The sequence below is a fragment of the Lysinibacillus sp. FSL L8-0126 genome (genome assembly GCF_038630385.1).
Classification (GTDB): Bacteria; Bacillota; Bacilli; order Bacillales_A; family Planococcaceae; genus Lysinibacillus; species Lysinibacillus fusiformis_D.
This window is the reverse complement of record NZ_CP152028.1, coordinates 2,839,294-2,858,957: the sequence shown is the minus strand read 5'-3', so window position 1 is coordinate 2,858,957 and position 19,664 is coordinate 2,839,294. Positions and strand designations below refer to the sequence as shown.

Annotated in this window: 16 protein-coding genes, 1 riboswitch and 1 other annotated feature; of the genes, 1 reads left to right on the top strand and 15 read right to left on the bottom strand. The window is 39.0% G+C overall.

The annotated features are described in order from the left end of the window. Nucleotide 1 precedes the first annotated feature (1 nt). A complete protein-coding gene (gene sdhA, locus MHI34_RS13970) occupies nucleotides 2–1,756 on the bottom strand; it encodes a succinate dehydrogenase flavoprotein subunit (protein ID WP_036128225.1) in 1,755 nt (584 codons plus the stop codon). Nucleotides 1,757–1,822: 66 nt separating this feature from the next. Further along, the gene (locus MHI34_RS13965) at nucleotides 1,823–2,431 is read right to left on the bottom strand and encodes a succinate dehydrogenase cytochrome b558 subunit (protein ID WP_036128227.1); all 609 of its coding nucleotides are present in this window, start codon (nucleotides 2,429–2,431) and stop codon (nucleotides 1,823–1,825) included. A gap of 272 nt (nucleotides 2,432–2,703) precedes the next feature. Between MHI34_RS13965 and MHI34_RS13960 the strand changes: the two genes are divergently transcribed. After that, the gene (locus MHI34_RS13960; RefSeq protein ID WP_036128229.1) at nucleotides 2,704–3,138 is read left to right on the top strand and encodes a YslB family protein; all 435 of its coding nucleotides are present in this window, start codon (nucleotides 2,704–2,706) and stop codon (nucleotides 3,136–3,138) included. Nucleotides 3,139–3,233: 95 nt separating this feature from the next. Here the strand turns inward: MHI34_RS13960 and MHI34_RS13955 are convergent, their stop codons facing one another. The 13 genes from MHI34_RS13955 to MHI34_RS13895 all read right to left on the bottom strand — a co-directional run bounded on the left by MHI34_RS13955 (nucleotide 3,234) and on the right by MHI34_RS13895 (nucleotide 19,661). Next, nucleotides 3,234–4,460 carry an aspartate kinase gene (locus tag MHI34_RS13955; RefSeq protein WP_058844338.1) on the bottom strand — a complete coding sequence of 409 codons (1,227 nt, stop codon included), beginning with the start codon at nucleotides 4,458–4,460 and terminating at the stop codon, nucleotides 3,234–3,236. A gap of 113 nt (nucleotides 4,461–4,573) precedes the next feature. Beyond that, nucleotides 4,574–4,752: riboswitch (Lysine riboswitch) on the bottom strand. Between the two features lie 109 nt (nucleotides 4,753–4,861). Beyond that, nucleotides 4,862–6,652, bottom strand: coding sequence for an excinuclease ABC subunit UvrC (gene uvrC, locus MHI34_RS13950; RefSeq protein ID WP_036128233.1), 1,791 nt, complete (start codon nucleotides 6,650–6,652; stop codon nucleotides 4,862–4,864). 124 nt (nucleotides 6,653–6,776) lie between these two features. Beyond that, a complete protein-coding gene (gene trxA, locus MHI34_RS13945) occupies nucleotides 6,777–7,088 on the bottom strand; it encodes a thioredoxin (protein ID WP_004226420.1) in 312 nt (103 codons plus the stop codon). A gap of 121 nt (nucleotides 7,089–7,209) precedes the next feature. Next, nucleotides 7,210–8,559 carry an amino acid permease gene (locus MHI34_RS13940; protein WP_141904735.1) on the bottom strand — a complete coding sequence of 450 codons (1,350 nt, stop codon included), beginning with the start codon at nucleotides 8,557–8,559 and terminating at the stop codon, nucleotides 7,210–7,212. Between the two features lie 58 nt (nucleotides 8,560–8,617). Further along, nucleotides 8,618–8,850 (bottom strand) — a binding site (T-box leader). A gap of 129 nt (nucleotides 8,851–8,979) precedes the next feature. Then, nucleotides 8,980–9,957, bottom strand: a complete 978-nt coding sequence (locus MHI34_RS13935) for an electron transfer flavoprotein subunit alpha/FixB family protein (RefSeq protein ID WP_342503549.1) — start codon at nucleotides 9,955–9,957, stop codon at nucleotides 8,980–8,982. A gap of 47 nt (nucleotides 9,958–10,004) precedes the next feature. After that, nucleotides 10,005–10,778, bottom strand: coding sequence for an electron transfer flavoprotein subunit beta/FixA family protein (locus MHI34_RS13930; protein ID WP_036128240.1), 774 nt, complete (start codon nucleotides 10,776–10,778; stop codon nucleotides 10,005–10,007). Nucleotides 10,779–10,891: 113 nt separating this feature from the next. Further along, on the bottom strand, nucleotides 10,892–11,665 hold the full coding sequence (locus MHI34_RS13925) for an enoyl-CoA hydratase (protein WP_271910646.1): 774 nt from the start codon (nucleotides 11,663–11,665) through the stop codon (nucleotides 10,892–10,894). Nucleotides 11,666–11,679: 14 nt separating this feature from the next. Beyond that, nucleotides 11,680–12,261 (bottom strand): TetR/AcrR family transcriptional regulator, encoded by a 582-nt coding sequence (locus MHI34_RS13920; RefSeq protein WP_036128243.1) that lies wholly within the window; start codon nucleotides 12,259–12,261, stop codon nucleotides 11,680–11,682. 147 nt (nucleotides 12,262–12,408) lie between these two features. Then, nucleotides 12,409–14,103, bottom strand: coding sequence for an AMP-binding protein (locus tag MHI34_RS13915; RefSeq protein ID WP_036128244.1), 1,695 nt, complete (start codon nucleotides 14,101–14,103; stop codon nucleotides 12,409–12,411). Between the two features lie 428 nt (nucleotides 14,104–14,531). Beyond that, entirely contained in the window at nucleotides 14,532–14,945 is a 414-nt protein-coding gene (locus tag MHI34_RS13910) for a DUF350 domain-containing protein (protein WP_036128246.1), read from the bottom strand. 22 nt (nucleotides 14,946–14,967) lie between these two features. Continuing rightward, nucleotides 14,968–17,334: an endonuclease MutS2 gene (locus MHI34_RS13905; protein WP_101966538.1), complete on the bottom strand. Its 2,367-nt coding sequence runs from the start codon at nucleotides 17,332–17,334 to the stop codon at nucleotides 14,968–14,970. 18 nt (nucleotides 17,335–17,352) lie between these two features. Beyond that, nucleotides 17,353–19,062: a DNA polymerase/3'-5' exonuclease PolX gene (polX, locus tag MHI34_RS13900; protein ID WP_058844334.1), complete on the bottom strand. Its 1,710-nt coding sequence runs from the start codon at nucleotides 19,060–19,062 to the stop codon at nucleotides 17,353–17,355. Nucleotides 19,063–19,121: 59 nt separating this feature from the next. Continuing rightward, entirely contained in the window at nucleotides 19,122–19,661 is a 540-nt protein-coding gene (locus MHI34_RS13895) for a CvpA family protein (protein ID WP_036128251.1), read from the bottom strand. Between the last annotated feature and the right edge of the window lie 3 nt (nucleotides 19,662–19,664).

Genomic DNA, 19,664 nt, shown 5'->3' with positions numbered 1-19,664 from the left:
TTTAGTCTCCTTTCGCAGAGTAGTCACGTTTACGTGGTGGGATTAAAGAAACGTCGACTTCTTGGTACGTGATGATTGGATTACCAGTAGTTGGGTCAAACTTCGCCATTGTTGTTTTTAAGAACTGCTCGTCATCACGGTTAGGGAAATCAGGTTTATAGTGTGCACCACGAGATTCATTACGTAATAGTGCACCTTTTGTCATTACTTTTGCAAGCACTAACATATTTTTAAGTTGACGCGTAAAGTGCGCGCCTTGATTACTCCATTTTTGCGTATCGTTAATGTTGATGTTATTCCAACGCTCAGTAAGCTCATCAAGTTTTTTCAATGTATCTTCAAGCTGATCATTGTAACGTACTACAGTCATTGTAGCAGTCATCATTTCACCAAGCTCTTTATGCAGTAAGTAAGCGTTTTCTGTGCCTTCCATTTTCATGATAGCATCCCATTTCGCTTGCTCCTCTTTGACACGAGCATCGTAAATCTCTTGTGGAAGATCTTCTGCATGCTTTTTAAGGTGTTTTACATAATCTACTGCGTTTGGTCCTGCAACCATACCACCGTAGATAGCAGATAATAATGAGTTCGCACCAAGACGGTTTGCACCATGTTGAGAGTAATCACATTCACCTGCTGCAAATAGACCAGGAATTTCAGTCATTTGGTTGTAATCAACCCATAATCCACCCATTGAATAGTGAACTGCTGGGAAAATTTTCATTGGTAATTTACGTGGATCATCCCCTACGAATTTTTCGTAGATTTCGATGATACCACCAAGTTTAACGTCCAATTCATGTGGATCTTTATGAGAAAGATCTAGGTATACCATGTTCTCGCCATTAATACCAAGTTTTTGGTTTACACAGACATCAAAAATTTCACGTGTTGCAATATCACGTGGTACTAAGTTACCATAAGCTGGGTATTTTTCTTCTAAGAAGTACCAAGGTTTACCGTCTTTATAAGTCCAAATACGACCACCTTCACCACGAGCTGATTCTGACATTAGACGGTTTTTGTCATCTCCAGGAATCGCTGTTGGGTGAATTTGAATGAATTCACCATTCGCATATGAAGCACCTTGTTGATAAACGATAGAAGCAGCAGAACCTGTGTTAATAACAGAGTTTGTTGTTTTACCGAAGATAATACCAGGGCCACCAGTCGCCATAATAACAGCGTCTGCACGGAATGATTTAATTTCTTCTGTACGCATATCTTGCGCTACGATACCACGGCAAACGCCGTCATCATCGATGATAACACCAAGGAATTCCCAGTGTTCATATTTATTTACTAAACCAGCTACTTCATGAGAACGAACTTGCTCATCTAGCGCATATAGTAATTGTTGACCAGTTGTTGCACCAGAGAAAGCTGTACGGTGCATTAAAGTACCACCAAAACGACGGAAATCTAAAAGTCCTTCTGGTGTACGGTTGAACATAACACCCATACGGTCCATTAAGTGGATAATGCCAGGTGCTGCGTCACACATACCTTTTACTGGTGGTTGGTTCGCTAAGAAGTCCCCACCATATACTGTATCATCAAAGTGAATCCATGGAGAATCCCCTTCACCTTTTGTATTTACCGCACCATTAATTCCGCCTTGCGCACAAACAGAGTGTGAGCGTTTTACAGGAACTAATGAGAATAAATCAACTTCAGTACCAACTTCAGCTGCTTTAATCGTTGCCATCAGACCGGCAAGACCACCGCCGACAACAATTATTTTGCTTTTCGCCATGATTATTTCTCACTCCTCTTAAAAAATTGCAATGATTGCTGTTACTCTATCGTAGCTTCTATTGAATTATACGAAAGCTAAAATAGCAGCCACACCAACTACACTTAGAATTACGAAAATAATGTTTGTTACGTAAGTAGCAATCTTTTGAGACTGAGGAGATTGTGTAATACCCCAGCTTACTAGGAATGCCCATAAACCGTTAGATAAGTGGAAAGTTGCTGATATAATACCAACAATGTAGAATCCAAGCATGAATGGATTAGCAACGATATTCGCCATCATGTCGTAATCAACGTGTGTGCCAAGTGCTTTTTGAATACGAGTTTGGAAAATATGCCATGCAATGAAAATCACTAGGAATACACCAGTGAAACGTTGTAAAGAGAACATCCAGTTACGATATGTGCTGAAACGTCCTGTGTTTGGTGTAGCAGTGAATGCAATGTAGACACCATAGAATGCGTGGAACATTAATGGAATATAGATGACAATCCATTCAACTAGGATAAGGAATGGAATCTTTTCCATTACTGCGGTAGCATCGTTGTAACTTTCTGCCCCGCCTGTTGCTGTAAAGTTAATGAACAGGTGCATCGTTAAAAACAGACCTACTGGAATGATACCAAGTAGAGAATGTAAGCGACGCCATAAAAACTCTCGATCTTTCGACAAGACTGTTACCCCCCTTAGTACTTAAAATAGCACAACAAAAGAAGTCATCATTTTGTAAATGATACTTCATTGACTGTGTATTTCATCATGGTACAATATTATGACATGTTTATTGTACTCTCAAGAGCTACGAGCGTCAAGGCAACTCGGAGTTTTTCATAGAGCTTATTAAAGAACTAATCTAGTACATGATGCGTTGTTTTTTCTCGAAAAATCTATCATTACTTTATTACTGTTGAATTTTAAGAAAATTCTAAGAAAGAAGGATAACAATGTTAAACACTCCATCTCCTACAATTTCATCATTTGGTTATGAGCTCATTCGCGATCATATTCTATCTTCTATCCTTGGTAAACATGAGAATGATGTCCTTTATTGGGCAGGTAAAGAGCTTGCTCGCAAGTTCCCATGCAAAAGTCAAGACGAACTTATCGCATTTTTCGCAGATGCCTGCTGGGGTACACTAGAGCTCATGAAGGAATCAAAGGATGGTCGCATTTTCCAATTGACAAATGACCCTGAAATATTGCAAATCAAACAACGAAGCTTTAGACTGGAAGCAGGATTTATAGCAGAGCAAATTCAATTAGCTAAAGGCTACCTTACAGAATGCTATGATGAAAAGCGAGAAAAGCAGCACTATGTCATGTTTACAGTCAAATGGGATGTCAAGGAACGTATTATGAATACCATCCCTACTGAATGATGAAAAGGATTGTCTCCCTATTCAATGGGATGACAATCCTTCTTTTTTCTTCCTTTAATTTCGGACTATTACAGAAAATACTGTTTCTTCTATTATTATATATAAAGTGCTTGCTCTAAATTGAATTCATCATGCAAGGCATTTGCTGCACGAATCATATCATCCTGTGGTACAACAACAGACACTTTTATTTCAGACGTACTAACCATTTTTATAGGAATATCTTCACGACGTAATCGATCAAACATGCGAGCAGCCACACCTGGATTAGAGGCCATACCTGAACCAATGATAGAAACCTTCGCCAATCCTATTTCAAAGTCAGCAAAACTAAAGCCAAGTGACAATTTACTATCTTCTAGAACACGCAATGTTTCCGCAAATTCTTCTTTTAAAATGGAAAAAGACACAGTTGGTTTTAAGCCATCAATGATTGCCTGTACAATAATATCTACATTAATGCGGTTTTCTGCAAGGATTGTAAACATATCTGCCAATGCACCATCGGCATACGCATCATACCCCACTGTCAAACGGATAATATCTGACTCAAAGGCTACACCACGGACGACTAAATTTTTCTCCATTTCCACTTCCTCCTTCAATAAAGTACCTACTGACTCTACTAAGCTAGAGCGTATAATAACGGGCATTTGAAATTTTTTTGCTAACTCCACTGCACGAGGATGAATAACATGTGATCCTAAATTAGATAACTCCAGCATTTCATCATAGGAGATTTCCTGCAGCTTTTGAGCTTTGCTGACATAGCGTGGATCTGCTGTATAAACACCGTCAACATTTGTGTACATATCAGTTCGCTCTGCTTCCAATGCTACCGCGAGTGCTATAGCTGTTGTTTCAGCTCCGCCTTTGCCAAGTGTAGTAATATTTTGTTCCTCATCAATACCCTGTTCTCCAGCAATCACTACAATTTGTCCCTGTACAAGATGTTCTTCAATACGACTGTCATCGATATAGTCGATACGTGCATGACGATACTTACAATCTGTATGTATACCTGCTTGCCATCCAGTTAAGGACACTGCCTCATAGCCCGCTTCCTGTAATGCGATGGCAAATAAAGCGCTGGATAATTGAGAGCCCGTAGACACGACTGCAGCTAATTCTCGTTTGGGCACTTCGTCCGTTAGTTGATGTACCATCGTTTGCACATCTTTCGTTGTGTGTCCCATTGCTGCAACGACCACGACTACATCGAAGCCTCTGTCCTTTTCAGCAATCGCCTTCCTTGCTGCCTCTTGGATTTGTTCAGTAGAAGCTAGTGCAGCCCCTCCAAACTTCATCACTATTTTAGCCATTTCTTGCGTTCTCCTTTCCAGTCATATATTTCACCTGCTTCTAGAAAACTAAAAGGCAGCCTCCACATAACGTGAAAGCTGCCTATAACATGTACAATGATCGTAACTTGTGCATGTGTGATAGCTCTCCGAAACTTTTAGAATCGACAATCTTACATTTCTTAAATGTAAAACCAGTACAACAAAGGAAACAACAATGCTATACTTCGGCAAGCTCCCCTTTCACACACGATCTCTGGACTTGTTCATCCTCCATTGTGTTACTCTTGAATCTTGCACCTCTATCATCACCATAAAGTGAATGTATTCAATTGGTTTAACGCTGGCGTCAACATGCTAGCCACACCAGTTCGCTATTCATCACATTGATGAACAATGTTATTTACAACCTTAGCACATGTCTATTCCTTTGACAATGACTCTTGCTGAAAATAGCTATAAATTTGGCTCGCTAAATTAGCAGGTATTCCTGCCTCCTGCAAAGCTAGCTCGCTCGCCTCTCGAATTTTCTTAACTGAACCAAAATGTTTGAGCAACTGCTGCTTGCGTTTTGGCCCCACACCTTCAATATGGTCTAACACCGATTGAATGGCATGCTTCTCATGCTGTTGGCGCAAGAAGGTAATAGCAAAGCGGTGAACTTCATCCTGAATTCGTTGTAATAAATAAAAGCCATCACTAGTACGCTTTAAGGCAATTACTTCTGGTGGATCACCAAACAATAGCTGCGACGTATTATGCTTATCATCTTTTGCTAAACCTGCAATCGGTATAACAAGTCCAAGCTCATCTTCTAGTACTTCACGGGCGACTTCCATTTGCCCCTTGCCACCATCAATTAAGACCAAATCTGGCAATGGCAAGCCTTCCTTTAAGACACGCGAATATCGCCGACGTATAACCTCTTGCATCGCACCGTAATCATCATGCTTTGCAGCCGTACGCGTTTTGTATTTACGATATTCCTTTTTCGCAGGCTTTCCATCAATGAAGACAACCATAGCCGATACAGCATCCGTGCCATGCATATGACTATTGTCAAATGCCTCAATTCGTAATGGCGTTGAAATACCTATTGCTTCACCAAGTGCCTCACAAGCACCAATTGTCCGTTCTTCCTGCCGTTCAATTAGCTGGAATTTAGCTGCCACAGCAATCTCAGCATTTTTAGTTGCTAATTCAACCAATTCCCTCTTTTGACCTCTTTTTGGTGTAAGAACTTTAAGCTCTAATAACTCCGTTAAGATGGCTGCATCAATTGCTTGTGGAATAAAAATTTCTTTCGGCTTAATATGCTCTGGTTTTTCATAAAAGCGGCCAACAAATGTTAAAAACTCTTCCTCAGCATCTTGATAAATTGGGAAAACCGAGACATCACGCTCAATCAGCTTTCCTTGGCGAACAAAGAAAACTTGCACACACATCCAGCCTTTTTCGACGGCATAGCCAAATACATCGCGGTTCGTTGTATCACTTGATACTATTTTTTGTTTCTGCATGACCGTATCAATATGTGCAATCTGATCGCGAAACTCCTTCGCTCGCTCAAATTCTAAGTTTTCAGCAGCTGCAAGCATTTTAACTTCAAGCTCTTTTTTGACTGCCTCGACACCACCATTTAGAAACTTCGTCATATCCTCAATCATCTCTTGATAAACCTGACCATTAATTTCTTTTACACAAGGTGCTAAACATTGCCCCATATGATAATACAAGCAAACTTTGGAAGGCAATTGGACACATTTGCGCAATGGATACAATCGATCCAACAGCTTTTTCGTTTCACTTGCCGCATAAGCATTGGGGTAAGGACCAAAATATTTAGCCTTATCCTTTTTTACCTTACGTGTCGTAATAAGACGTGGATGTTTTTCATTCGTAATTTTTAAATATGGATATGTCTTATCATCTGTTAGCATGACATTGTATTTTGGATCATGTAATTTAATGAGATTCAGCTCTAAAATAAGTGCTTCAATATTAGATGATGTCACGATATACTCAAAATCTTCTATTTCACCGACAAGCCTTTGTGTTTTGCCTTCATGTGTTCCCGTAAAATAAGAACGTACACGGTTTTTCAGTATTTTCGCTTTGCCCACATAAATGATTGTCCCTTGACGATCCTTCATCAAATAGCAGCCAGGCTGATCCGGTAAAATATCTAGTTTACGCTTGATTAAATCGTTCATTACCTACCTGCCCCCCCTACGTAAAAATCCCTCTCAATTGAATATGATAGATATTACCTTTATTATATAACGAAAAAAAGCCGAACACATCTATTGATGGTCCGGCTTTTGTGAACTTCATTAATTACGCATGTTTTGCGATAAATGCTTCTAAAGCTTCTTTCGGTTGGAAGCCTACAGTTTTGTCAACTAATTCTCCATCTTTAAATAATAGTAAAGACGGAATTGACATAATTTGATACTGAGCTGCAGTACCTTGGTTATTGTCTACATCAACTTTTACAATTTTAGCTGCACTTCCTGCAGCGTCCATTTCTTCAAGAACTGGCCCAATCATTTTACAAGGTCCGCACCAAGCAGCCCAAAAGTCTACAAGTACTAACCCTTCTTTAATATCGTCCTGGAACGTAGCATCTGTTGCATGTACAATTGCCATTTGAAATCCTCCTTAAACTTACTATGATTGTAGTATAGCATGGATAAATTCACTTGAGCGAACAATCTGCCTGCAATGTATTTTTTATGAAAAACTGTGTCGAAAAAAACTATAAAGACCATTAATTGGCTTGATAACGACCTTTCCATACATAGGTGAATGTTATAAAAAGATAAATGCCTAACGTAATGCTTGTCACGATAATAGATGTTGTAAAAATAATCCCAATTAAAATCGCACTTAAGGCAATAATGGCAATCCATGTTGTATACGGGAACCATTTTACTTCATAGGCACTTGTATGTTCTGCTTGTTTTTTACGGGATTTCAAATGGGCAATCGCAATAATTAACCAAATAAATAACACGGTATAGCCAAGTGATCCCATTAGAAAATCAAAAGTCTTGCTGCCAACATATAAAGATAGAATAACTCCTAAATACATCGCTAATGTACACATTAAAATAGCATATACTGGCACTTTTCTTTTAGATAAGTGGGCAAATATTTTAGGAACCCGTCCGTCTACAGCTTGTGTATATAGTACACGGGATGAGCCATAAAGCCCTGAATTCATGGAAGAAATAATGGCAAGTATAACAACAGCATTCATAATGTGATCTGCGCCTGGAATGCCAATCATTTTGAACACCATTACAAAGGGACTTTCAGGAACTCCGTTTACTTCATTCCATGGAATCAAGCTTACGATAATAAAGAAAGGCAGTAAATAGAATGTAACAATACGTACTAATGTACTACGAACCGCTTTTGGCACTACTTTTTCAGGATTTTTCGTTTCTGCTAATGTAATCCCAATGATTTCTGTACCACCATAAGAATAAATAACAACTAACATAGCAGCAATTAATCCCATAGATCCGTTAGGGAAAAAACCACCGTGCTCGGTTAAGTTAGAAAAACCAACGGCTGTATGGTTTCCAAACGTAGCAAGTAATAAAATAAGTCCTGCTATAATAAAGACAATAATAACGGTAATTTTGATCAATGCTAGCCAGTATTCCGTTTCCGCAAATATTTTCACCGATAATAAATTAATGGCTGTCACTAACACAGAAACAGACAAGGCAAGTATCCAAATTGGATATTCTGGCAACCAATATTGAATAAAAATAGCGGCGACGACAGATTCTGCTGCAATATTTAAAACCCACATTTTCCAATAGATCCAATCAAGGAAATAAGCAGGGTATTTTCCCAACACTGATTGAACTAAATCTCTGAACGTTCTTGCGTCTTTATTTCGAACAGCCATTTCTGCTAGACCTTGCATGACAAATAATAAAATAATGCCCCCTATTAAATAGGCAATCAGCACTGAAGGTCCTGCCATATCAATGGCTGCACTACTTCCTTTAAATAGACCTGCTCCGATGGCTCCACCTAACGCCATCATGGTGATATGACGCGAGGTCATAGTTCTTGTTAATTGTTGCTTGTTCTTTTCCACTTTCTTACCTCCTAAAAATCAAAAAAGCATATCATCTACTCCTTCATCATCAAATGAAAGAAGAGACGATATGCTATCAGCAAACCGCGGTACCACTCTAATTGGTTCTTGAGAACCCAACTTAAAAACCCTGTAACGAAGGTTAATCGTCAAACAAATAGAATAATCCGACAATTCTATTTATGTTACCACTCCTAGGCAAGTTCAAAGTCTTATTGGTCTGCGTTGCACCATCCCGCAGCTCTCTTCACCGAATAATGAGCTTTTACTACTCCTAATCTTTGCGTTTCTAATCATTATTATTGTATCAATCACTATACTGGCTAACGTTAATTATGTCAATATTTTATTTTGCGATAATTTTCAAATAGTACTTCATCACAAAAAAAGCAGGAAGGATTAGCCCTTCCCGCTTGTGCATTACGCGTTTACTTTTAACGCTTTAAATTCTTCTATTAGAAGTGGGATCACATCGAATAAATCTCCAACGATACCATAATCCGCTACTTTGAAAATATTAGCTTCTGGATCTTTATTAATAGCAACAATTACTTTTGAATTTGACATTCCTGCTAAATGTTGAATCGCTCCCGAAATACCAGCCGCAATATAAAGATCTGGTGTGACTACCTTACCAGTTTGACCGATTTGTAGTGAATAGTCACAGTACTCAGCGTCACATGCACCACGTGATGCTCCAACTGCACCGCCTAGTAAATCTGCTAGCGCTTTTAATGGTTCGAAACCTTCTTCAGATTTCACCCCACGACCACCAGCAACGACTACTTTCGCTTCTGATAAATCAACACCTTCTGAAGATTTGCGAACAACCTCTTTAATAATTGTGCGAAGGTTTGTAATATCAACAGTGATTGCAGACACATTGCCAGTTTTACCCTCTGCTTTTTCTAAAGGTGTAATGTTATTTGGACGAATAGAAGCTAAAACAACGCCTTCTTTCACTTTCACTTTTTCAAAAGCTTTACCAGAGTAAATTGGTCGGATGAAGACAACATCATCGCCTGCACCCTCAATAGCAGTAACATCAGATACTAGGCCTGCTTGTAATTTACTTGCGATTTTTGGCGATAAATCTTTTCCATTTGCTGTATGTCCAAAGACAATGCCAGCAGGTTTTTCTTGCTCGATAACAGCTAATAGTGCTTGACTATAGCCATCAGATGTATATTGTTTTAAATGTGGGTGTTCCACTGTTACTACGCGGTCAGCACCATATTCAAATAATGGTCCTGTTAAACTTGCTACAGCATCTCCTAAAAGTACCCCAACAACTTCGCCACCATCAGCGATTTGTTTTGCAGCTGCAATTGCTTCGAAAGAAACATTACGTAAGCTTCCTTCACGAACTTCACTTAATACTAATACTTTTTTTGACATAGCATATTCCCTCCGTTACCCTTTAAGATTCGATTAACATCAAATAATTAAACAACTTTTGCTTCTGTGTGAAGTAGATTTACTAGCTCTTTTACTTGTACAGAAAGGTCGCCCTCTAGAATGCGGCCTGCTGCTTTTTGAGCTGGCAAGAAGATGTCTACTGTTTCAATCTTCACTTCTACATCATCTTCATCGATATCTAAATCATCTAACTCAAGCTCTGCAAGCGGTTTCTTTTTCGCTTTCATAATACCTGGTAGAGATGGGTAACGTGGCTCATTTAAACCTTGCTGAGCTGTTACTAGTAATGGTAAAGAAGTTTCAATTACCTCTGAATCTCCTTCGATATCGCGAACAATTTTCGCAGATGTTCCATCAATTTCAAGCTTTGTAATCGTTGTTACATAATTTATATCTAATAAGTCTGCAACACGTGGACCTACTTGACCTGAACCACCATCGATCGCAACATTTCCTGTTAAAATTAAATCCGCCTCTTTATCTTTTAAGTATTCCGCTAATAGATAAGCTGCTGCATTTTGGTCTAACTCATCTAAATCGTCTTCCGTATTAATTAGCACTGCTTCGTCTGCTCCCATGGCAAGTGCTGTACGTAATTGCTTCTCTGCATCCTCGCCACCAATTGTCACTACTGTTACTTTACCACCAGCAGCATCGCGAACTTGGATTGCTTCTTCAATGGCATATTCATCATAAGGGTTGATAATGAATTCTGCGCCGTCCTCTTGGATTTTACCACCCGACACTACGATTTTTTCTTCTGTATCAAACGTACGTTTAATTAATGCAAAAATATTCATATATCCATACCTCCTGGAACGTTTTATAATTCTAAGTAAACTTATAAATATTATATATTTTCAGTTTCGATAACGCCGATAACATCTTAAAACTGTTATCGACATTTGGGAAATTATTTGCCAGTAAACATAGGCTCACGCTTTTCAATGAATGCTTGAATTCCTTCTTTGGCATCTTCTGATACGAATACTGTCCCAAAGGATGTTGCCTCTGCTTCAATGCCCTCATAAAATGATGCATGCTTTGCATATTGCAATGTTTGAATAGCTGCTTTTAAAGCAATTGGGCTTTTCTTTGCAATATTTTTCGCAATTTTCAACGTTTCATCTAGCAGTGCTTCGTCTGAGAATGTACGATTCGCTAAGCCCCACTGCACGGCTTCTGCACCAGTAATTGGCTCACTTGTAAACATCATTTCAGCAGCCTTTGCTACACCTACATAACGTGGTAAGCGCTGTGTACCACCAAAGCCAGGTATAAGACCTAATTGTAGTTCAGGTAAACCTAGTTTTGCCGATTCAGTGACAAATCGCATATGACAGCTCATGGCTAATTCAAGCCCACCGCCTAATGCCGCACCATGAATGGCTGCAATAACAGGCTTCGAGAATGATTCAACTCGCTCAAATACTTGCTGCCCGTTGCTAGCTAGCTTCGTAAATTCTTCTCCAGATTCTACCCCAGTAAATTCTTTAATATCTGCCCCTGCAGAGAAGAAACGGCCTTCACCATGAAGTACAAGGACTCTTACTGCATCATCGTGTTCAACAGCATCTAAGACAGCGTTAACTTCTGCAATAATACCGCGAGATAATGCATTTGCTGGTGGGCGTGCAATTGTAATAATCGCTACCCCATCTTCTACTTTCCAACTTAGAAATTCCATTTCTCCACATCCTTTTAAGCTTTAATGCCGTTCAGGATTAATGCCTGAACCTTTGGAACTTGTTCCATCAAATCATATCGATAGTCATTCATAACCCACGACGTAATCGTTTCATCAATTGTTCCAAAAACCATTTGTCGTGCCAAGCGTACATCCATCGTCTGATTAAACTCCCCTGAAAGCATACCTTCGACTAAAATTTGATCGAGTAAATGTAAATACTCACGTAGTACACCATTAATTTTTAATCGTAAGTCTTTGTTTGACTGGCGAAGCTCTAATTGTGTGACGGTTGCTAGGTATCGATCTGTCGCAAGAACATTAAAATGATTGGCAATCATTCGTGAAAGTTTGTCACGAGACGTACTTCCATTTTCTATTATATCTTGTAATGACTCTACAAAAACAGCCATTTTTTCATTAAAGACAGAAATTAATATATCTTCTTTATTTTTAAAATATAAATAGATTGTTCCATCGGCCACCCCTGCCTGTTTGGCGATTTTCGATACTTGCGCTTGGTGATACCCATTTTCCGCAATAACGATGACAGCTGCATCAATAATTTGCTTATATTTCGGCTTATCTCGTTTCACTTTTATATCACCACCTAAAAAACATGCGCACGTCTACAATATCAATATGACGTGTGAACCTAAAAAAATATGAAAATATGAATGGTCATTCATTCATATTTTCATATTATATTTTACAGCATTACTTGTCAATACTTTCACACGTATTTATTTCGCTTCTTTATTCGCCAATTTTGTTTTTTCTTCGTCTACCAAAGAGCGGCGTAAAATTTTTCCTACGGCTGTTTTTGGTAGTTCCTCTCTAAATTCATAATAACGAGGAACTTTAAATGCCGCTAGATGCTGACGGCAATATTTATTTAATTCGTCCTCTGAGATCGAATATCCTTCTTTTAAAACAATATAAGCTTTTACCGTTTCTCCACGATACGGGTCAGGTATGCCTGCAACAACACACTCTTGAATTTCTTCGCGTTCGTATAACACTTCTTCCACTTCACGAGGATAAATATTAAAGCCACCCGCTATGATCAAATCTTTTTTACGATCCACTACATAGAAGAAACCCTGCTCATCCATATAACCAAGATCACCTGTTAAAAACCAGCCATCGACAAATGTCGCTGCTGTATCCTCAGGTCGGTTCCAGTAGCCCTTCATCACTTGTGGACCTTTGACAGCGATTTCACCCACTTCGCCAACTGGAAGCTCTTCCGTATCCCCTGTACGTAAAATAATAGCTTCTGTATTAGGCCAAGGTAAACCGATTGAACCAATCACTCGCTTACCCCAAATTGGCGTAGCATGTGTTACAGGTGATGTTTCTGTTAATCCGTAGCCCTCTACGAGCTTCCCACCAGTAACCGCTTCAAATTTCTCCTGAACTTCAATTGGCAATGAAGCAGAACCACTTAAACACGCCTTAATAGATGATAAATTATAATTCGCAATGTCTGGATGATTTAGAAGACCAATGTATAAGGTTGGTGCACCGGGGAAAAGTGTTGGTTTTTGTTTATCAATCGTTTTTAATGCCGTTTCAGCATCAAATTTCGGTAAGAGCACCATCTTATTTTGAGTGAATACTGATAATAGCATAACCGTTGTCATACCATAGACGTGGAAGAATGGAAGAATGCCCATAATGGTCTCTTCACCATGCACACATTTATACATCCAGGCATCACACATTGTCGTATTGGCAATTAAATTTTTATGGGTTAACATAACCCCTTTTGGGAACCCCGTTGTTCCACCAGTATATTGTAGGAGTGCTAGGTCTTCTTCAAAATCAAATGAGATATGATCAATTACCTTAATCGGTGCGGAGCGCATGATTTCTGAAAATAAATGATTTTGCCCGCTATGTTCAACCTTGACACTAAAGCCATACTGCTTTTTTTGAATAAATGGATAGACTAAATTTTTTGGGAATGGTAAATAATCTTTAATGGCTGTCACGATAACATTTTCAAGTGCTGTCTCTTTCATAATTTTCATCACTCTTGGATATAAAATATCCATGACAAGAATAACCTTTGCACCTGAATCAGCCATTTGGTATTGAAGCTCACGTTCAGTATAAAGTGGATTTGTTTGTACGACAACAGCACCTGCATACATAGCGCCGTAGTAAGCGATTACACTTTGTGGCGAGTTAGGTAGCATAATAGCTACTCGATCTCCCTTTTCCACACCTAATGCTTGTAAATAGTTTGCGAACCTTAAAGCTGATTCATATAGCTCGGTGTACGTCAAATCCTTCCCCATAAAATGAATCGCAACTTTGGATGGATTCTTTTTATAGGCGCGTGTCAAAAACTCTTGCACAGGAATTTCCTCAAACGTTAAAGACGGTGGTACTTCTTCAGGATAATTTGCTAGCCATGGTTTTGCTGTCATACGTCCTCTCCCCTTTGTCCCAAACTTTGTCAATTCTTATATTTATTATAATGAAAAAGAAATGCAGTTTCAAACAGAAAATAGAAAATAAATGCATTTTCGATTAATTATTATGCAATTCACAACATTAATATGACAGATATTTAGTCTGTTTTATTTGCATACACCTTATGAATACTCATTCATTCTCAAATCTTTCAAATAGAAAATTATGAGGATATTCCTATACTATAAAAATAATTATTTATTCAGGTTATGGAGGAAAATGAATAGCTGTTAGCAGAAATTGAAGTAAATACAAAAAACGCACCCTCATAAGAGAATGCGTTTTTTACTTAAACAGTCATCATATAGTAGACGCCCACTGCCAAAAATGCGATACAGACAATGATTAGTACTTTTGCTAATTTTTCCATGTCATGACACTCCTATGCAATACTTGCCCCAATTACAAACGATAGACCGACTGAAATGGTAAAGGAAATGAAACCAACTGAGCGATTATCATTGGCAATCTCTTGATCTACATTAAAACGAGGTGTCATAAATTCAAATAAGAAATACGCTACAATCAATAGTGTAAAGCCAAAAAGACCCCAGCCAATCATTTCACTTAATGTGCTATGGCGTGCAATGGAAAAACGAAAGATGTTGCAAATCCCTAGTATTTTTCCACCTGTTGCAAGGGCCACAGCAACATTACCATTTTTAATTTCTTCCCAATTCTTATATTTCGTAACGACTTCGAACAATGCCATCGAGACGACTAAACATAATACAACAACACTAAAATATCCTGCCGTTTCGATAATTGGATATCGCCAAAAGCCAGAATTCAGCATTTTTCTCCGTCCCCTTTATAGCTTATTTCAATTCAACAACTGTGACGCCTAAGCCCCCCTCGCCGGCTTCACCAAAACGGAAGGATTTCACGCGCTTATGCTTCTTTAAATAGCTTTGAATACCTTGACGTAAAGCCCCTGTACCAACCCCATGAATAATAGACACACGCCCATAATTAGCGAGTAACGCATCATCAATATATTTCTCTGTTCTTAAAATAGCGTCCTCATAGCGTTCACCACGCAAATCTAATTCTAATTTTACATGGCTATTGCGATTTTTCACACCAGCTGTTCGTAATACCGTCTCTTTTTCAGGCTTAATATACTCTAAATCACTATCAGCGATTTTCATTTTTAAAATCCCCATTTGGACAACCCATTCGGTATTTGACACTTTTTCTAACAAAGTACCTCGTTGACCATAGCTTAACACCTTTACCTCGTCCCCGACAACTAAGTTTTGCGCACGTGCTTTTACTTGCGCTGCTTTTTTCAGTACTTTATTGTCTTCAAGTGGTGTTGCTTCTTCCAGACGTTTACGTGCTTCAATCAATTCGTGCTCCTTGACAACTTGATCAGCATTTTTGCGCATTTCTCGAAGCTCTGCAATAATCGCTTCCGCTTCTCTTTTCGCTTCATCAACAATTTTACGAGCTTTTTCCTTTGCTTTCTTATCAAGTGCCTCTTTACGCTCTTCATAGGCTTGTAATTTATCTTGAAGCTCTTTACGTAAAGTTTCCGATTCTACTAGCAATGCATGGGAACGTTCTGCATCATCTTCTGATTGGCGACGTGTTTCCTCCAATGAAGCAATCATCGATTCAACCTCATGTCGGTCTGTCCCTGTAAAGCCTTTCGCACGATCGATAATGGATTCAGGCAGTCCAAGACGACTGGATATTTCGAATGCATTAGAGCGCCCAGGTACACCAATAAGTAGACGGTAGGTTGGACTCAAAGTTTCAATATCAAACTCTACACTAGCATTGGCAACACCTGGTCGATTATAGCCATACGCTTTTAGCTCAGGATAATGAGTTGTAGCCATTACACGTGCACCGCGTCCATGTACTTCGTCTAAAATGGAGATAGCTAAGGCTGCTCCTTCCTGAGGATCAGTACCTGCTCCTAATTCATCGAAAAGAACAAGTGATTCATGATCAAATTTTTGTAGAATGTCTACAATATTGACCATATGAGACGAGAACGTAGAAAGTGACTGCTCAATTGATTGCTCATCACCAATATCAGCAAACAATTGCTCAAATACAGCAAGTTCTGAGCCATCTAATGCTGGCACTGGTAATCCTGCCTGCGCCATTAATGTACACAGACCTACCGTTTTCAATGTTACCGTTTTACCACCTGTATTAGGACCCGTAATGACAATAGCTGTAATTTCTTTGCCCAATTCAATATCATTCGGAATAGCTATCTCTATTGGTAGAAGTGGATGACGTGCACGAACTAGTCGAATATAGCCATCCTTATTCATTTTAGGCATTGTACATTTATTGGCTTGTCCATATTTGCCTTTAGCTAAAATAACATCAATATCCCCTAAAACTTTCACTAAATTAAATAAATCTGATGCTACTTCTTGCACCATTGCACTTAATGCCAGTAAAATACGCTCAATTTCCGCCTGCTCCTTCATTTTTAAGCGATGAATTTCATTATTCGCTTGTACAACAGAGTCTGGCTCGATAAATAAGGTTTGACCAGAAGAGGATTGGTCATGGACAATCCCGCCATAATGGTGACGATATTCTTGTTTAACAGGAATAACAAAGCGATCATTACGAATTGTCACAAGTGTATCAGAAAGCATTTTCGCTGCATTACTTCCACGAATTAAACTTTCCAGCTTAGAACGGACTTTCCCTTCTTCAGCTCGTAAAGATTGGCGTATAGAACGCAATGTTTGACTAGCCGAGTCTAAAACAGCTCCATTGTCATCAATACAGTTGTTGATTTCATGTTGCAAACCTGTTAAAACAGGTATCGCTTCCTTTTTCGCGATGAAATGTGGAATTTCAATCACTTCATCAGCCTCTAAATCCTCAATGAAATTACGTAAAATTCTACTCGCTCGAATTGTGCTCGATATTTCCATTAATTCTATTGCTGCTAGCATGCCTCCTATTTGGGCACGTCTTGCAGATGGTCGTACATCAAATATTCCTCCCATTGGAACATTGCCTTTAACACGTAAAATGGATAATCCCTCATCCATCTCCTCTAATAATTGTACTACTTTATCAAAATCTGTTTGTGGTACAAGCTCCTCAATGGCAGATTTCCCAATAGAGCAAGTACAATATGAGGCCACTTGTTGCCGAACTTTATCGTATTCTAGTGTTTTCAATGCGCGTTCTGCTATCACTGAGAACACCTCCTCAACCTATTTATTTCGTCGTATGAACGCCTCAAACTGTTCAAGCGTCCATGTATTCACTATCATATCTTTCGGTAGCCATGCTCTATTGGCATAGCGAACACCGATATCCATAAAACGTAAATGCGCTATATCATGAGCATCTGTATTAATGGCTACAGGTACACCTGCAGCTAAAGCCATTTCTAAATGTTCCACACATAAATCTAAACGATACGGATTTGCATTTAACTCTAAAATTTTACCATATTCCTTCGCCCACGCAATCAGCTGTTTCATATCAGGATTATAGCCATCACGATCCTCAATAATTCGACCAGTTGGATGGGCAATCATATGAACATAAGGATTTTGCATGGCCGTTAGTAAACGTGCCATAATTTTATCTTGTGATTGTGTAAAGCTCGAATGAATAGAAGCGATAACAAAGTCTAACTCTTTTAACACTTGATCGTCGAAATCAAGGGAGCCGTCTGGCAAAATATCCATCTCTGTCCCTTTAAACAAATGGAAATCTGGATGTGTTGCATTAAATGCCTCAATTTCCACACGCTGTTTTTCTAAACGCTCCGGTGTTAAACCATTTGCTACTTTTAGAAATTGTGAATGATCTGTAATAACGCTATATTGATAGCCACGCGCTCGTAATGCCTCGCCCATTTCTGCAACAGAGTATGCACCATCAGACCAGGTCGTATGCATATGTAAATCTGCCTGAATATCCTCTAATCGCACTAACTGTTGAATCGTCTTTGTATTATCAAATTCCACAGTTCCTGTACGTAAGCTTGGTGGAATCCAAGGTAGGTCAAAATGAGCGAAAAATGCCGCTTCATCTGAAAACGTTATAACGGTACCATCTTCCTGTTCAACGCCATATTCACTAATTTTTTCACCACGCGCTTTGGCAAGTTGGCGCATACGCACATTGTGGTCTTTTGACCCTGTAAAATGATGCAAGGCAGTTGCATATTCATTGTCCTTCACTAAACGGAAATCAACACCAACTGGCTCCTCTAAGTCTAAAATCACTGAAATTTTAGTATCTCCCGCTGCCACTACTTCTTGGATGGCTAATCCATTTAATAACTTTTCACGTACAGCCTCAACTGCTTGTGTCACCACAATAAAATCAATATCTTTACTTGTTTCTAGCGCCCGACGGAAGCTTCCAGCAACTGAAAAACGTTCCACTTCCTTCATACTACCTAGAAGCGCCTCTATTTGTAAAACCACAGGCTCAAGCTGCCAAATTGGTAAACGTTCTGAGCGATTCGCCAAATTAGCGAGTTCCTTTAAAATTTTTTCCTCTGTTTTTACAGCAAAGCCTGCTAATTCACGAACTTTCCCTGCTTCACAAGCTGCCTTTAAGCTTTCTGCTGAGTCAATGCCTAGCTCTTGGTGAAGCTTCGCAATCTTTTTACCTCCCAAGCCTGGCAATTTTAACAATGGCAATAATCCTTTAGGGACAATGTCTTCTAGTTCTTTTAACAAACTCGATTCACCTGTTACCATCAAATCCTCAATGACAGCAGCCGTTCCTTTACCAATCCCTTTAAGTTTTGTTACATCGTCCATTTCACTTAATGAACGCTCGTCCCCCTCCAGTGCTGCAGCTGCTTTCCGAAAAGCAGATACCTTGAATGGGTTTTCTCCTTGTAGTTCCATATATAAAGCAATTTTTTCGAGTGTGCGAATAATTGTTTTTTTATTCATTGGTAATTCCCCCTATCGTAAAAACACTTCTCTCAAAACAGAGAGAAGTGCACAGTTTACTATTGCATATAAATATACCACCAGTTTTGGAACATCTTCGTAATAATCGGTGTATGCTCCAACATAAGCCCACTTAACAATGACTTCGACATTAAATTTTGAATGACATCAATCGGCAATAAAGCGCACACGTATAGCAAGATAAACATAATTAAATAGTTTTCAATCATGCCAAGTAATGCGCCAAGCCAACGATTCACTGTATTGAGCACAGGTAAATACGCAATAAAATCAAATATCGATGCCACGATTTGCAATGTTATTTTAACAGCAAAGAAAATTACCGCAAAGGCAATCACACGATAGAAGGTGCGATCTAAATCGAGACTATCAATGACGACACCAAGGCTACCTGTATCAGTGACACCTGGATAAGGCACCCAAAATACAAATTTTTGTGCTAATGGCTTATAATAAATATACGCAACAATTAGGGCTACGACAAAGCTGACAATGTGCATCATTTGTACAATGAAACCTCGTTTTGCACCGACACCAATTCCAGCTAGCAGTACCACTAATATGATTAAATCTAACATTCT

Excerpts from the sequence above, each read along its gene's own strand:
- uvrC (WP_036128233.1), bottom strand. The coding sequence starts at position 6,652 with ATGAACGATTTAATCAAGCGTAAACTAGATATTTTACCGGATCAGCCT.
- MHI34_RS13910 (WP_036128246.1), bottom strand. The coding sequence starts at position 14,945 with ATGCTGAATTCTGGCTTTTGGCGATATCCAATTATCGAAACGGCAGGA.
- sdhA (WP_036128225.1), bottom strand. The coding sequence starts at position 1,756 with ATGGCGAAAAGCAAAATAATTGTTGTCGGCGGTGGTCTTGCCGGTCTG.
- MHI34_RS13915 (WP_036128244.1), bottom strand. The coding sequence starts at position 14,103 with ATGACAGCAAAACCATGGCTAGCAAATTATCCTGAAGAAGTACCACCG.
- MHI34_RS13960 (WP_036128229.1), top strand. The coding sequence starts at position 2,704 with ATGTTAAACACTCCATCTCCTACAATTTCATCATTTGGTTATGAGCTC.
- trxA (WP_004226420.1), bottom strand. The coding sequence starts at position 7,088 with ATGGCAATTGTACATGCAACAGATGCTACGTTCCAGGACGATATTAAA.
- MHI34_RS13895 (WP_036128251.1), bottom strand. The coding sequence starts at position 19,661 with ATGTTAGATTTAATCATATTAGTGGTACTGCTAGCTGGAATTGGTGTC.
- polX (WP_058844334.1), bottom strand. The coding sequence starts at position 19,062 with ATGAATAAAAAAACAATTATTCGCACACTCGAAAAAATTGCTTTATAT.
- MHI34_RS13935 (WP_342503549.1), bottom strand. The coding sequence starts at position 9,957 with ATGTCAAAAAAAGTATTAGTATTAAGTGAAGTTCGTGAAGGAAGCTTA.
- MHI34_RS13955 (WP_058844338.1), bottom strand. The coding sequence starts at position 4,460 with ATGGCTAAAATAGTGATGAAGTTTGGAGGGGCTGCACTAGCTTCTACT.
- MHI34_RS13925 (WP_271910646.1), bottom strand. The coding sequence starts at position 11,665 with ATGGAATTTCTAAGTTGGAAAGTAGAAGATGGGGTAGCGATTATTACA.
- MHI34_RS13930 (WP_036128240.1), bottom strand. The coding sequence starts at position 10,778 with ATGAATATTTTTGCATTAATTAAACGTACGTTTGATACAGAAGAAAAA.